The organism is Streptomyces sp. NPDC002787 (genome assembly GCF_053592095.1).
On the sequence record NZ_JBSFVC010000022.1, the window covers coordinates 40,582 to 55,100 of the forward strand.

Below are 14,519 nucleotides of genomic sequence, written 5' to 3' on the forward strand. Positions count from 1 at the left end.
AGAAGACGCCCGCGATCGTGCGCTGCCCGGAACACCGGGGGCGGCGCCCTCCTCCGAGTTCCGAAGACCGAAAGCAGAAATGGCTCTGAACGCCCGCCTCGACCACCGCAACCCCCTCGTGTTCGACACGCACGAGCTGGGTCGGCGGCCCGGTGCGCTGCAGCGCCTGACGCGCTCGGTCGACGCTCCGAAGGACCTCGGGATCAAGGGGGTCGTCGGAGTGCCGGAAGGCGCCCCGGTGGAGCTCGAACTCCGCCTGGAGTCGGTCATGGAAGGGGTGCTTGTCACAGGCACCGCCCGTGCCAAGGCCGAGGGGGAGTGCGTAAGGTGTCTGGAGCCGCTGGAGCTGGAGCTCGAAGCGGACTTCCAGGAGATGTTCTCGTACCCCGACGCCGACGAGCGGGGCCGCGTGATCGCGGAGCCCGACGCCGACGCCGAGGACGACGAGGACAGGCTCTTCATCGAGGACGGCCTGTTCGACCTCGAACCCGTGCTGCGTGACGCGGTGGTGCTCGCACTGCCGATGCAGCCGGTGTGCCAGGACGACTGCCCCGGCCTGTGCTCCGAGTGCGGAGCCAGGCTCGCGGACGACCCGGACCACCACCACGACGCCGTCGACATCCGTTGGGCGGCACTGCAGGGACTCGCCGGTTCACTCGAAGATGGCGAGAAGGACGAGATGAGCGGCGCCGAACCGGGCGTCGACGAGAAGCAGGAGAAGTAGCCGTGGCTGTTCCGAAGCGGAAGATGTCGCGCAGCAACACGCGCCACCGCCGGTCGCAGTGGAAGGCTGCGGTCCCCACCCTGGTTGCGTGCGAGCGCTGCCACGAGCCCAAGCTGCAGCACATCGCGTGCCCGTCTTGCGGCACCTACAACAAGCGCCAGGTCCTCGAGGTCTGAGCGGCTGGTGAGAGGCTTTATGTCTGACGCCAAGGCGGAGACCAACGCCAAGAAAAAGGCGGAGAACACAGCCTCGTCCCACACGCTTCTGGAAGGGCGGCTCGGCTATCAGCTCGAGTCCGCCCTTCTGGTGCGCGCGCTGACCCACCGTTCGTACGCGTACGAGAACGGCGGTCTGCCCACCAACGAGCGCCTGGAGTTCCTCGGGGACTCCGTCCTCGGCCTCGTGGTCACGGACACGCTGTATCGCACCCACCCCGACCTGCCCGAAGGCCAATTGGCCAAGCTGCGGGCCGCGGTGGTCAACTCTCGTGCGCTGGCGGAGGTGGGCCGTGGGCTCGACCTCGGCTCCTTCATCCGGCTCGGCCGCGGTGAAGAGGGCACAGGCGGCCGGGACAAGGCGTCCATCCTCGCCGACACCCTGGAAGCGGTGATCGGTGCGGTCTATCTCGACCAGGGACTGGACTCGGCGGCGGAGCTGGTGCACCGCCTGTTCGACCCGCTGATCGAGAAGTCCTCGAATCTCGGAGCCGGCCTGGACTGGAAGACCAGTCTCCAGGAGCTCACCGCGACCGAGGGGCTCGGTGTGCCCGAGTACCTGGTCACGGAGACCGGCCCCGACCACGAGAAGACCTTCACAGCTGCCGCCCGCGTCGGAGGCGTCTCGTACGGCACCGGCACCGGCCGCAGCAAGAAGGAAGCGGAGCAGCAGGCGGCCGAGTCCGCCTGGCGTGCGATCCGCGCCGCGGCGGACGAACGGGCGAAGGCGGCGGCCGAGGCCGCGGCCCAGCCCGACGACCCCGCCGACACACCTTCGGACACCGCCCCGGCCTGACACCGGGACCGGATCGATCGAAACCCCCACCGGACACGCTTCCGGTGGGGGTTTCGGCATTCCGTGCGAGGCGATGACTTGTGGGGAAGCGGGACAGGGCCGCGGCAGCGGACGCGGGCGGAGCACCGAGCGACGACACGGTGAACCACCTCGCGGCAGCCGCCATCGGCGGGCACGGCTACAGATCGGGCATGCCCACGGCAACATCTCCATGACGACACCCACCGACGTCCCGTGCCACGGCACCCAGTCGCCGGTGAGCGAGGGCCCCGCTCCCTGCTCACCCCCGGTCTCACCCCTGACGGCCGCCTCGCCGACGCCCCCTGGCCACCGGGTACGCTGCCGACGTCATCCCACACCGCCACCGGAGGACCCCGTGCCCGAACTTCCCGAGGTCGAGGTCGTCCGGCGGGGACTGGAACGCTGGGTGGCCCACCGCACCGTCGCCGACGTCGAGGTGCTGCACCCGCGCTCGATCCGGCGGCACCTGGCCGGCCCCGAGGACTTCGCGCACCGCCTCAAGGGGCACCGGATCGGCGAGCCGAGCCGGCGGGGCAAGTATCTGTGGCTGCCGGTGGAGGACACCGGGATCGCCGCGCTGGCCCACCTCGGGATGAGCGGGCAACTGCTCGTGCAGCCGCACGACGCGGCGGACGAGAAGCACCTCAGGATCCGCGTCCGCTTCGCGGACGACCTCGCCACCGAACTCCGCTTCGTGGACCAACGCACCTTCGGCGGCCTGTCGTTGCACGACACCACCCCCGACGGTCTGCCGGACGTCATCGCGCACATCGCCCGCGACCCGCTCGACCCGCTGTTCGACGCCGAGGCCTTCCACCAGACGCTGCGGCGGAAGCGTACGACCATCAAACGGGCCCTGCTCGACCAGTCGTTGATCAGCGGGGTCGGCAACATCTACGCCGACGAGGCGCTCTGGCGCGCACGCATCCACTACGAGCGCCCGACCGCCGGTTTCACCCGCCCGCGCACCACTGAACTCCTGGGCCATATACGGGACGTGATGAACGCGGCCCTGGCGGTGGGCGGCACGAGCTTCGACAGCCTGTACGTCAACGTCAACGGTGAGTCGGGGTACTTCGACCGCTCGCTCGACGCGTACGGCCGCGAAGGGCTCCCCTGTCGGCGCTGTGCCACGCCGATGCGGCGCCGGCCGTGGATGAACCGGTCCAGCTACTTCTGCCCGACGTGTCAGCGGGCGCCGCGGGCCTCGTCGTAACGCGTGCGGGCCCGGAGCACGTCCTCCATGCGGTCCTCCACGCAGGTGATGAGGGACAGCAGGCGCTCGGAGACCTCGCGGCCGAGCGGGGTGAGTGTGTAGTCGACGCGGGGCGGGTTGGTGGGCTGGGCCTCGCGATGGACCAGGCCGTCGCGCTCCAGCGCGTGCAGGGTCTGGGAGAGCATCTTCTCGCTGACGCCGTCGACGCGTCGGCGCAGCTCGTTGAAGCGGAGCGAGCCCTCGTGCAGCGCGCCCATCGTGAGCACGCCCCAGCGGCCCGTGACGTGCTCCAGGGTGCCCCGCGACGGACAGTTCCTGGCGAACACGTCGAAGGCCAGGTCGTCGAGGTTCACGGCGTCCGCGCCCGAGGCGGCCAGCGCGGGCGTCACGGCGGTCTGCGCGGCTGATTCCATACGCCCAGAATACTCCGGCACAGCGCTAACCAGAAGGTTGCACTAACTTCGAGTTAGCGCAGCGCGTGGGGTGATCCCGACTGACGAGCGGCTCTACGGCCTAGTAACCGAAGTCCTGCGTCCACCACGGCCCGCCGTCGCCCATGTGGACGCCGACGCCGAGGGTCTTGAAGTCGCAGTTCAGGATGTTCGCCCTGTGGCCCGGGCTGTTCATCCAGGCTTCCATGACCGCCTCGGCGGTGGCCTGGCCGCGGGCGATGTTCTCGCCGCCGAGGCCGATGATCCCGAGGGCGGTGGCGCGGTCCCACGGGTCCTGGCCGTCAGGGTTCGTGTGGTCGAAGAAGCCGCGCAGGGCCATGTCCTCGCTGAAGGCCTCCGCCAGCTTCGCCAGGTCGCTGTTGGCCGCCACCGGGCTGCAACCCGCCTTGGCCCGCTCCTCGTTGACCAGGAGGAGTACCGCGGCCTCGGCCTGGGTCTCGGAGGAGACCTCCGCCGGGGGAACGGTCTTCTTCTCCTTGGTGGGCTCGGCGCTCGGCTTCTTGGTCTTCTTCGAGCCGGAGCCCTTGTCCGCCTCTTCGGAGGGCTTCTCGGACGGCGTCTTCGAGGGGGACGGGCTGTTCGACGGCGAGGCCTCGCGCTCGGCGTCACGGCTGGTGGACTCGTCCTCGCGCTGCTCCTGCGCGGCGCCGTCCGTGCCGCCCTGCTGGGCCGCCGCACCCGTCGGCGAGCCGGCCGGCACGACCGTCTCGTTGCTGGCGCCCCCGCTGACCGTGTACTTGTCGCCGCCCGGCAGCACCCCGGTGGCCACCGCGACGGTGCCGAGGGCGACGGCGGCGGAGACACCGAGGAGACCGGTCTTCACGGGGGTCACGGTCTTCTTCTTGCGGCGGCGTGAACCACCGGCACGCGACGCGGCCTGTGCGTCCGCCTCCAGGACCGCGGCGAACCCGTACAGGTTCTCCGGACCGTAATGGGGCTCCTCGGAAGGGAAGCCGAGGTCCGTGACCCCGGTGGCACGGCCCCCCCTGGCGGCGCGGCCGGCGGCGGAGCGTCGGTGGCGTCCCATGTCTTGGCCTTCCTCGTCCTTGCGGTGTCCCAGCGGTCAACGTTGGTGATGTCGTCAACGTTGTGCTCGTCTTCTTCACGAACCCCACACGAACGAGTGAGTTTCATATGAGATTCATTGGGTGGGGACGGTACAGCATGGCGCCAGGGGAGGGAGAGGCCCGGGGGACATTGGCCCGTTAGCGTGCAGGCATGAGCGAGGATGTACGGCTGGTCGCCTGGGTGCGTGGACGGGTGCAAGGTGTGGGTTTCCGCTGGTTCACCCGGGCCAGGGCGCTGGAGATCGGCGGGCTGAGTGGTTTTGCTCTCAATTTGGCCGACGGGCGGGTCCAGGTGGTCGCCGAGGGCTCCCGTGAGGCGTGCGAAGGGCTTCTCCAGTGGCTCCAGAGTGACGACACGCCCGGGCGCGTGGACGGGGTCACCGAGATCTGGGACACACCGCGAGGGGGTTATGACGGCTTCGCCATCCGCTGACCCCTTCGGAGAAGCGGCCGGGAGGAGCACGGAAGGGTGCGCCAACGGCATATGCCAGCGGCATGTACAAACCAGAAATGTGCAGGTGATTGCCAAGACGGGATTGTCGTGGCAGTCTCCGAAGAAGGGATGATCCCTTCGTTTCGCCGGTCAGGAGAGGTCCCGGAACCGCCGCAGCGCCGCCCGCTCAGGGCCGCGCGCCACCGGGGTGCCCGCCAATACGGGGCGTGATCGTGTTGACCGTCAAACTTTTTGGTGAGACGCTGAAAGCCCCGCGCACCTTAGCTGTTTGGCATGGAGTACGGCAGCAAAAACTCAACAGTGCCAAGCACCACGGGTGCGATTCCCTCACGACCCACACCGCTTCGGTCGGTCACTCATTGTGGAGGACCATCCATCATGGCAAAGGCGCTTCTCGGTTACGTCGGCGGCTCCGACCCGCGACTCCTCGCCGAGATGCGACGGCTCCAGCAGCGCGTCCAGGACCTGGAATCCGAGCTCAATCGGATCCAGGCCGAGAACGACGCACTGACGGCTGCCGCTTCTCACGACTCGCTCATGGAGCTCGACGCACACCAGGCGGAGCCTGCGCTCACCTGATCACTGCATCGCACCACGACAGACAGCAGTGGTTGGGCTGCCCGTATCAACCGCTAAGTTGTCAGATCTGCAAGGGACGCCTTCCTGAGGCGTCCCTTCTTTCTTTCCCCCGCGCCCCCACGCGTCCTCACACTGTTTAACGTCTGATGTGCCCTGCACGTTCATGTGCGAAACCGCGCGTTCATGGAGTGAGACAAGGCCGGAAGGTAGAGTCCAGCGCCGTGCACCTCAAGGCCCTGACCCTCCGAGGGTTCAAATCGTTCGCCTCGGCGACCACACTCCGGTTCGAGCCGGGCATCACGTGTGTCGTCGGACCGAACGGTTCGGGCAAGTCCAACGTCGTGGACGCGCTCAGCTGGGTCATGGGCGAGCAGGGCGCGAAGTCGCTGCGCGGCGGCAAGATGGAGGACGTCATCTTCGCCGGCACCACCGGGCGTCCCCCGCTCGGCCGCGCCGAGGTGTCCCTGACCATCGACAACTCCGACGGCGCCCTGCCCATCGAGTACGCCGAGGTCACGATCACGCGGATCATGTTCCGCAACGGCGGCAGCGAGTACCAGATCAACGGCGACACCTGCCGCCTCCTCGACATCCAGGACCTGCTCTCCGACTCCGGCATCGGCCGCGAGATGCACGTCATCGTCGGCCAGGGCCAGCTCGACTCCGTCCTGCACGCCGACCCCATGGGCAGACGCGCCTTCATCGAGGAGGCCGCCGGCGTCCTCAAACACCGTAAGCGCAAGGAGAAGGCGCTCCGGAAGCTGGACGCCATGCAGGCCAACCTGGCCCGCGTCCAGGACCTCACCGACGAACTCCGCCGCCAGCTCAAGCCGCTCGGCCGGCAGGCCGCCGTCGCCCGCCGGGCCGCCGTCATCCAGGCCGATCTGCGTGACGCCCGCCTGAGGCTGCTGGCCGACGACCTCGTACGACTCCACGCGGCGCTGCGGACCGAGGTCGCCGACGAAGCCGCGCTGAAGCAGCGAAAGGACGCCGCCGAGGCCGAGCTGAAGAAGGCGCTCCAGCGGGAGGCGCTGCTGGAGGACGAGGTACGACGGCTCACCCCACGCCTCCAGCGGGCCCAGGAGACCTGGTACGAGCTGTCCCGGCTCGCCGAACGGGTGCGCGGCACGATCTCCCTGGCCGACGCCCGGGTCAAGAGCGCCAACTCCGCTCCCTTCGAGGAACGGCGTGGCCGCGACCCGGAGGACATGGAGCGCGAGGCCGCCCGCATCCGCGAACAGGAGGCCGAGCTCGAAGCGGCCCTGGAAGCGGCCGAGCGCGCCCTGGAGGACACGGTCGAGCACCGGGCCGAGCTGGAACGCGACCTGATGATCGAGGAACGCCGGCTGAAGGACGTCGCCCGCTCCATCGCCGACCGCCGTGAGAGCCTCGCCCGTCTGAACGGCCAGGTCAACGCCGCCCGCTCCCGCGCGGCCTCCGCCCAGGCGGAGATCGACCGCCTGGCCGCCGCCCGCGACGAGGCGCAGCAACGCGCCGTCACCGCACAGGAGGAGTACGAGGCGCTGAAGGCCGAGGTCGACGGCCTCGACGCCGACGACACCGAACTGGCCGAACAGCACGAGGCCGCGAAGCGTGCCCTCGCCGAGGCCGAGTCGGCCCACGCCGCCGCCCGCGAGGCCACCACCACCGCCGAACGCCGCCGCGCCGCCACCCAGGCCCGCCACGAAGCCCTCGCCCTGGGCCTGCGCCGCAAGGACGGCACGGGCGCGTTGCTCGGGGCCAAGGACCGGCTCACCGGGCTGCTCGGCCCGGCCGCCGAGCTGCTGACGGTCACCCCGGGCCACGAGGTCGCCCTGGCGGCGGCCTTCGGCGCGGCGGCCGACGCGATCGCGGTGACGAGCCCCGCCTCTGCGGCCGAGGCCATCCGGCTCCTCCGCAAACAGGACGCGGGCCGGGCGGCACTGGTGCTGGCGGGGGTGCCGGAAGAGCCGACACCAGCGCCCCGTAGGGACGTGGGGAACTGCGCGGCCGGCCACGACGAACCCGCGGCCGAACGGCGACCCCTCCCGGCATCCCCCCTCGCGCACTTCGCCACCGATCTCGTCCGAGGCCCTTCCGACCTCATGCCGGCCGTACGCCGGCTCCTGCGAGGCATCGTCGTGGTCGACACCCTCGAAGACGCCGAAGACCTCGTCTACGCGCGCCCCGATCTCACCGCCGTCACCGCCGAGGGCGACCTCCTCGGCGCCCACTTCGCGCACGGCGGCTCGGCCGGGGCGCCGAGCCTGCTGGAGGTGCAGGCGTCCGTCGACGAGGCGGCGGCCGAGCTGGAGGAGCTGGCCGTACGGTGCGAGGAGTTGGCCGAGGCCCAGCAGAGCGCCGTCGAGCTGCGCCGGGAACGGGCCGGACTCGTGGAGGAGCTGGGCGAGCGGCGCCGCGCGGCCGAGCGGGAGAAGTCGGCGGTCGCCCAGCAGCTCGGGCGGCTGGCCGGGCAGGCGAGGGGCGCGGCCGGGGAGGCCGAGCGCTCCACCGCCGCCGCCGCGCGGGCGCAGGAGGCGCTCGACAAGGCCGTACAGGAAGCCGAGGAGCTGGCCGAACGGCTCGCGGTGGCCGAGGAGATGCCCGTCGAGGAGGAGCCCGACACCTCCGTACGGGACCGGCTCGCGGCCGACGGGGCCAATGCGCGGCAGACCGAGATGGAGGCCCGGCTCCAGGTGCGGACGCACGAGGAGCGGGTCAAGGGGCTCGCGGGGCGTGCCGACTCGCTCGACCGGGCCGCGCGCGCCGAGCGCGAGGCGCGGGCGCGGGCCGAACAGCGCAGGGCGCGCCTGCGGCACGAGGCGGCCGTCGCCGAGGCGGTCGCCTCCGGTGCCCGGCAGCTGCTTCTCCACGTCGAGGTCTCGCTCGCCCGCGCGGAGGAGGAACGCTCCGCCGCCGACGCGGCCAAGGCCCGGCGGGAGCAGGAGCTCACGCGGGCCCGGGGCGAGGGCCGTGACCTCAAGGCCGAGCTGGACAAGCTGACCGACTCCGTGCACCGGGGTGAGGTGCTCGGTGCCGAGAAGCGGATGCGGATCGAGCAGCTGGAGACCAAGGCGCTGGAGGAGCTGGGCGTCGAACCGGAGGGGCTCATCGCGGAGTACGGGCCCGACCAGCTCGTACCGCCGTCGCTGCCTGCGGAGGGGGAGGAGCTGCCGGAGGACCCGGAGCATCCCCGCAACCAGCCCAAGACGTTCCACCGGGCCGAGCAGGAGAAGCGGCTCAAGGCGGCCGAGCGGGCCTACCAGCAGCTCGGCAAGGTCAATCCGCTGGCGCTGGAGGAGTTCGCGGCGCTGGAGGAGCGGCACAAGTTCCTCAGCGAGCAGCTGGAGGACCTGAAGAAGACCCGCGCCGACCTCCTCCAGGTGGTGAAGGAGGTCGACGAGCGCGTCGAGCAGGTCTTCACCGAGGCGTTCTGGGACACCGCACGGGAGTTCGAGGGCGTATTCAGCCGCCTCTTCCCCGGTGGTGAGGGGCGGCTGATCCTCACCGACCCCGACAACATGCTCACCACCGGCGTCGATGTCGAGGCCCGGCCGCCGGGCAAGAAGGTCAAGCGGCTGTCGCTGCTCTCCGGTGGCGAGCGGTCGCTGACCGCCGTCGCCATGCTCGTGTCGATCTTCAAGGCGCGGCCCAGCCCGTTCTATGTGATGGACGAGGTCGAGGCGGCGCTCGACGACACCAACCTCCAGCGGCTGATCCGCATCATGCAGGAGCTGCAGGAGGCTTCGCAGCTCATCGTGATCACGCACCAGAAGCGGACGATGGAGGTCGCCGACGCGTTGTATGGCGTGTCCATGCAGGGCGACGGTGTGTCGAAGGTCATCAGTCAGCGGTTGCGTTAGCCGTTTTCGTCTGCGGGTAGGCGGGGCTGGTCGCGCAGTTCCATGAGCCCTATGTCAGCCAACCCGCTCAATCTTCAATACTTGAACTCAATTTCCTCCATCTCCCCCCTCGCAGCTAGTAAACGCTTGCCCAGACCCCCCTCTTGACTTCGAAAGTTGAAGGCATAGTCTCGGCGGCGTTGTTTTTACCTTCAAAGCGGAAGGTCCCCCCACGTGACCAGCACTGCCCAGTCATCCAGAACAGGAGCTCGGGACGCTCAGCCCGACCATCTCTCGCACGTGATCTTCATCGCCGCGGCGGCCGCGATGGGCGGCTTCCTCTTCGGCTACGACAGCGCCGTGATCAACGGTGCCGTCGAAGCCATCCGGCACCGCTACGACATCGGCTCCACGGCCCTCGCCCAGGTCATCGCCGTCGCGCTGATCGGCTGCGCCGTCGGCGCCGCCACGGCCGGTCGCATAGCCGACCGCATCGGCCGAATCCGGTGCATGCAGATCGCGGCCGTCCTCTTCACGGTCAGCGCCGTCGGCTCCGCGCTCCCCTTCGCGCTGTACGACCTGGCCTTCTGGCGGATCGTCGGCGGCTTCGCCATCGGCATGGCGTCCGTGATCGGCCCCGCCTACATCGCCGAGGTGGCCCCACCCGCCTACCGGGGACGGCTCGGCTCGTTCCAGCAGGCCGCGATCGTGGTCGGCATCGCCGTCTCGCAGCTGGTCAACTGGGGCATCCTGAACGCCGCCGGCGGCGACCAGCGCGGTGAGCTGCTGGGCCTGGAGGCCTGGCAGATCATGCTCGGCGTCATGGTCGTCCCGGCCGTGCTGTACGGCCTGCTCTCCTTCGCGATCCCCGAGTCGCCGCGCTTCCTGATCTCCGTCGGCAAGGACGAGCGCGCCCGGGAGGTGCTCGCCGAGGTCGAGGGCAAGGACGTCGACCTCGACGCGCGGGTCGCCGAGATCGAGTCGGCCATGCGGAGCGAGCACAAGTCGACCTTCAAGGACCTGCTGGGCGGCAGCTTCCTCTTCAAGCCGATCGTCTGGATCGGCATCGGCCTGTCGGTCTTCCAGCAGTTCGTCGGCATCAACGTCGCGTTCTACTACTCCGCCACCCTGTGGCAGTCCGTGGGCGTCGACCCGACCGAGTCGTTCTTCTACTCCTTCACGACCTCGATCATCAACATCGTCGGCACCGTCATCGCGATGATCTTCGTGGACCGCATCGGCCGCAAGCCGCTCGCCCTCATCGGCTCCGTCGGCATGGTCGTCGGTCTCGCCCTGGAGGCCTGGGCCTTCTCCTATGGCCTCGTCGACGGCAAGCTCCCCGCCACGCAGGGCTGGGTCGCCCTGATCGCCGCCCATGTCTTCGTCCTCTTCTTCGCCCTCTCCTGGGGTGTCGTCGTCTGGGTCATGCTCGGCGAGATGTTCCCGAACAGGCTCCGCGCCGCCGCCCTGGGCGTGGCCGCCTCCGCGCAGTGGATCGCCAACTGGGCCATCACCGCGAGCTTCCCGTCCCTGGCCGACTGGAACCTCTCCGTGACGTACGTGATCTACACGGTCTTCGCCGCGCTCTCCATCCCCTTCGTCCTGAGGTTCGTGAAGGAGACGAAGGGCAAGGCGCTGGAGGAGATGGGCTAGCCCGTCGGCCGAGTGCCGCCCCGAGTTCGAGGAGAGGGGCCAAGTCCCCGCTGCCTCTCGCCTCGTACCCCTCCGCCGTCCCGGCCCGACCACTGAGCGGGCCGGGACGCGGTTCGTCAGGGGCGACGGTCAGCCGTCCAGGCGCGGCAGCACCCGCTCGGCGAACAGGCGGAGCCCGCGCCATCCCTCCTCGACCGGCATCCCGCCGGCCAGCGGATGCAGGACGTAGTTGTCGAGGCCCAGCGCCACGCACTCGTCCGGCGTCACGATCCGGTACACACCCTCCGCGCGCAGCTCCGCCACCGTCGCCGCCGCCGACCGCACGGCCGACCGGATACCGGCCGACTGCCACGAGGCGTACGTCCGCGCCTCGTGCAGGAAGTGGTCGCCGTACTCGGCCCACGCCCGGTCCGGATCCTCCGCCACGTGCAGCAAAGGGGTCTCGGCGGCCGGCATCATCGTCCAGCCCTCGGTGCCGTACTCGACCAGCCGCTCCTTGTAGTAGGCCTCCAGCTCCGGCAGATGCGCGCTCGGGAAGAAGGGGAGGCCCAGACGCGCCGCCCGGCGGGCCGCGGCCTTCGACGAGCCGCCGACCAGCAGCAGCGGATGCGGCTCGGTGCCCGGACGCGGGGTGACCCGGACCGTGCGCCCCCGATAGGCGAACGGCTCACCGGTCCACGCCTGGAGCAGCGTCTCCAACACCTCGTCCTGGAGCTTGCCACGTCCCTTCCAGTCGACGTCGAACTGCGCGTACTCCTCCGGCCGGTACCCGATCCCCGCCACGGTCACCAACCGCCCGCCGCTCACCAGATCCAGTACGGCGATGTCCTCGGCCAGCCGCAGCGGGTCGTGCAGCGGCCCGATCACCGCCGACACCGTGACCGCGATCCGGCGCGTGGCCCCGAACACGGCGCCCGCGAAGACGAACGGCGACGGCAGCCAGTTGTTCTCGACCCCGTGGTGCTCCTCCGTCTGCACGGTGCTGAATCCCCGCTCATCGGCGTACGCGGCCATCTCGACGGCGGCCCGGTAGCGGGCCCGGAGCGAGGCGGGCGTGGCGCCGGGCTCGACCAGATTGAAACGGACGACCGTGACGGGCATGGGGGACCCCCTTCGGGCGGCTGTGGAGGGGGGACGGTAGCTGACGGATCGTCAGGTATCCAGGGGTGTGGAAGAGCCGTGTCCCCCCGTACGGCGATCGAACGCGGCGCGGGTGGTCCCGCATACTGGTCCCGTTATGGAACTCATCCTTGCTGTAGTCATCGCCGTGGTCGTGCTCGGCGTGCTGGGCGGGCTCGTCGTAGGCAGCCGCAGGAAGAAGTCGCTGCCGCCGGCGCCCCCCACGACACCCGACATCACCGCACCTCCGGCCGAGCCGCACGTCGGCGACGAGGCCGAGACGCCGCGCGACGAACCGCGCCGAACGATCGAGGAGGTGGACCTCCCGGATTCCACGGCGACGGCACCCGTCGCCGTCGAGGAGCCGCCGGCCGCCCCCGAGATCGAGATCCCGGAGCCGACCGCCGGCCGTCTGGTGCGGCTGCGCGCCCGGCTCTCCCGCTCGCAGAACGCGCTCGGCAAGGGGCTGCTCACGCTGCTCTCGCGCGAGCACCTCGACGACGACACCTGGGAGGAGATCGAGGACACCCTCCTCACCGCCGACGTCGGCGTCCAGCCCACCCAGGAGCTGGTCGAACGGCTGCGCGAGCGCGTGAGGGTGCTCGGCACTCGTACCCCGGTCGAGCTCCGCGCGCTGCTGCGCGAGGAACTGCTCAAGATCCTCGTCCCCGAGTTCGACCGCGCGGTCAACACCGACTCGCCGCTCGACACCCCGGGCATCGTGATGGTCGTCGGCGTCAACGGCACCGGAAAGACCACCACCACCGGCAAGCTCGCCCGCGTCCTCGTCGCCGACGGCAAGAACGTCGTTCTCGGCGCCGCCGACACCTTCCGCGCCGCCGCCGCCGACCAGCTGCAGACCTGGGGCGAGCGCGTCGGCGCCCGTACCGTGCGCGGTCCCGAGGGCGGCGACCCGGCGTCCATCGCCTTCGACGCCGTCAAGGAGGGCATCGAGGAGGGCGCCGACGTCGTCCTCATCGACACCGCCGGCCGGCTGCACACCAAGACCGGCCTCATGGACGAGCTCGGCAAGGTCAAGCGCGTCGTCGAGAAGCACGCGCCGTTGGACGAGATCCTGCTCGTCCTCGACGCCACCACCGGTCAGAACGGACTCGTCCAGGCCCGCGTCTTCGCCGAGGTCGTCGACATCACCGGCATCGTCCTCACCAAGCTCGACGGCACCGCCAAGGGCGGCATCGTCATCGCCGTACAGCGCGAGCTGGGCGTGCCCGTCAAGCTCGTCGGTCTGGGAGAGGGCGCGGACGATCTGGCGCCGTTCGAGCCGGAGGCGTTCGTGGATGCGCTTATCGGCGAGTAAGCACGCCCTGACGTTCACCAGTGATCAAAGAAGCGCCCGCCCCCAAGGTGCGGTTGGGGACGGGCGCTTCGCTGTGTACGTACAGGGGGAGCTGAGGTCAGGCCCGCGACCGGTGTGCCACGTACGCCAGGGTCCCCAGCAGCAGTCGCGCCGCCGGCGGCCGCGTCGCCGAGTCGAGTGCGGGGGAGCGGAGCCAGCGGACCGGGCCGAGGCCGCCGCGGTCGGAGGGCGGGGCGGTGACATGGGTGCCGGGGCCGAGGCCGCGCAGGTCGAGGGAGGACGGGTCGTCCCACCCCATGCGGTAGAGCAGCGCGGGCAGCTCGGCGGCGGCGCCGGGGGAGACCAGGAAGAGGGCGCGGCCCTCGGGGGTGGCGAGCACGGGGCCGACGGGAAGACCCATGCGCTCGAGCCGGACGAGCGCGTGCCGGCCGGCCGACTCGGCGACCTCGATCACATCGAAGGAGCGGCCCACCGGCAGCATCACGGCGGCGCCGGGGAACTGGGCCCAGGCCTCGGTCACCTCGTCGAGCGTGGCACCGGCGCGGACCGGAGGCGCGAAGTGGAGGGGGTGCGCGCCGGGTGCGGAGCAGTCGGCCTTGCCGCACGAGCACGCGCCCGAAGCCGTCCGCGCGCCGGGGACGACGTCCCACCCCCAGAGGCCGGTGAACTCGGCCACGGCCGTGCACTCCGAGGAACGGCCGCGCCGACGCGTGCCGGATCGCATGTCCCGAATGCCGCCGATCGTGAAGCCCATGCCCCCTCCAACGGGTCCAGCGCGCCGGTGGTTACGCGACGGAGTCGGAATGCGACGCTCTGCTTCCGCGTCGGCGGCGCACCATGGCATCTCGGGTGGTGCGGTCGGCGACGCGCGCCCCTGAATGCATCGCTCCGCCCGGTCCCGGCCGTCATGTGTCAAGTGAATCGCGTACCGGACACCGTTAGTTCATTCGAAGGGGTGGCGAATGGTGGCGTTTCTGGAATCGCCGTGGCCGGACGCGTGATCGTAGGATTACTTTGAGTGCACGGGGCCTGGGGACGTACGCGCTCGTGGGTATGCCGGAGGCAAGTCGTCTTTCCGTTCGAT

13 protein-coding genes are annotated in these 14,519 nt (G+C 70.4%); 9 read left to right on the forward strand and 4 right to left on the reverse strand.

The features are described 5' to 3' along the window. Nucleotides 1–79 precede the first annotated feature (79 nt). The 4 genes from ACWD26_RS28495 to mutM all read left to right on the forward strand — a co-directional run bounded on the left by ACWD26_RS28495 (nucleotide 80) and on the right by mutM (nucleotide 2,972). Nucleotides 80–724: a YceD family protein gene (locus tag ACWD26_RS28495; protein WP_451274800.1), complete on the forward strand. Its 645-nt coding sequence runs from the start codon at nucleotides 80–82 to the stop codon at nucleotides 722–724. A 2-nt stretch (nucleotides 725–726) separates the two neighbouring features. Next, complete coding sequence (gene rpmF, locus ACWD26_RS28500; RefSeq protein ID WP_007493396.1) at nucleotides 727–900, forward strand: 50S ribosomal protein L32; 174 nt, start codon at nucleotides 727–729, stop codon at nucleotides 898–900. Nucleotides 901–919: 19 nt separating this feature from the next. Then, a complete protein-coding gene (rnc, locus tag ACWD26_RS28505) occupies nucleotides 920–1,735 on the forward strand; it encodes a ribonuclease III (protein WP_451274801.1) in 816 nt (271 codons plus the stop codon). Between the two features lie 376 nt (nucleotides 1,736–2,111). Further along, nucleotides 2,112–2,972 (forward strand): bifunctional DNA-formamidopyrimidine glycosylase/DNA-(apurinic or apyrimidinic site) lyase, encoded by an 861-nt coding sequence (gene mutM, locus ACWD26_RS28510; protein WP_451274802.1) that lies wholly within the window; start codon nucleotides 2,112–2,114, stop codon nucleotides 2,970–2,972. On the opposite strand, the gene ACWD26_RS28515 is transcribed toward mutM, so the two are convergent. After that, nucleotides 2,945–3,385, reverse strand: a complete 441-nt coding sequence (locus tag ACWD26_RS28515; RefSeq protein WP_451274803.1) for a winged helix-turn-helix transcriptional regulator — start codon at nucleotides 3,383–3,385, stop codon at nucleotides 2,945–2,947. The two genes, mutM and ACWD26_RS28515, sit on opposite strands and share 28 nt — an antisense overlap. 100 nt (nucleotides 3,386–3,485) lie before the next feature. Next, a complete protein-coding gene (locus ACWD26_RS28520; RefSeq protein ID WP_451274804.1) occupies nucleotides 3,486–4,451 on the reverse strand; it encodes a CAP domain-containing protein in 966 nt (321 codons plus the stop codon). 191 nt (nucleotides 4,452–4,642) lie between these two features. On the opposite strand from ACWD26_RS28520, the gene ACWD26_RS28525 reads away from it, so the two are divergent. The 4 genes from ACWD26_RS28525 (at nucleotide 4,643) to ACWD26_RS28540 (ending at nucleotide 10,998) form a co-directional block, all read left to right on the forward strand. After that, nucleotides 4,643–4,924 (forward strand): acylphosphatase, encoded by a 282-nt coding sequence (locus ACWD26_RS28525; protein WP_451274805.1) that lies wholly within the window; start codon nucleotides 4,643–4,645, stop codon nucleotides 4,922–4,924. Nucleotides 4,925–5,323: 399 nt separating this feature from the next. Next, a complete protein-coding gene (locus tag ACWD26_RS28530) occupies nucleotides 5,324–5,524 on the forward strand; it encodes a hypothetical protein (RefSeq protein ID WP_451274806.1) in 201 nt (66 codons plus the stop codon). A 221-nt stretch (nucleotides 5,525–5,745) separates the two neighbouring features. After that, nucleotides 5,746–9,366, forward strand: a complete 3,621-nt coding sequence (gene smc, locus ACWD26_RS28535) for a chromosome segregation protein SMC (RefSeq protein ID WP_451274807.1) — start codon at nucleotides 5,746–5,748, stop codon at nucleotides 9,364–9,366. 213 nt (nucleotides 9,367–9,579) lie between these two features. After that, nucleotides 9,580–10,998 carry a sugar porter family MFS transporter gene (locus ACWD26_RS28540; RefSeq protein ID WP_451274808.1) on the forward strand — a complete coding sequence of 473 codons (1,419 nt, stop codon included), beginning with the start codon at nucleotides 9,580–9,582 and terminating at the stop codon, nucleotides 10,996–10,998. Nucleotides 10,999–11,127: 129 nt separating this feature from the next. On the opposite strand, the gene ACWD26_RS28545 is transcribed toward ACWD26_RS28540, so the two are convergent. Beyond that, nucleotides 11,128–12,099, reverse strand: a complete 972-nt coding sequence (locus ACWD26_RS28545) for an LLM class flavin-dependent oxidoreductase (protein ID WP_451274809.1) — start codon at nucleotides 12,097–12,099, stop codon at nucleotides 11,128–11,130. A 136-nt stretch (nucleotides 12,100–12,235) separates the two neighbouring features. Here ACWD26_RS28545 and ftsY point away from each other — a divergent pair, with 136 nt between their 5' ends. Next, entirely contained in the window at nucleotides 12,236–13,435 is a 1,200-nt protein-coding gene (gene ftsY / locus ACWD26_RS28550) for a signal recognition particle-docking protein FtsY (RefSeq protein WP_451274810.1), read from the forward strand. Between the two features lie 97 nt (nucleotides 13,436–13,532). Here the strand turns inward: ftsY and ACWD26_RS28555 are convergent, their stop codons facing one another. Further along, nucleotides 13,533–14,189 carry a bifunctional DNA primase/polymerase gene (locus tag ACWD26_RS28555; RefSeq protein ID WP_451274811.1) on the reverse strand — a complete coding sequence of 219 codons (657 nt, stop codon included), beginning with the start codon at nucleotides 14,187–14,189 and terminating at the stop codon, nucleotides 13,533–13,535. Nucleotides 14,190–14,519 lie beyond the last annotated feature (330 nt).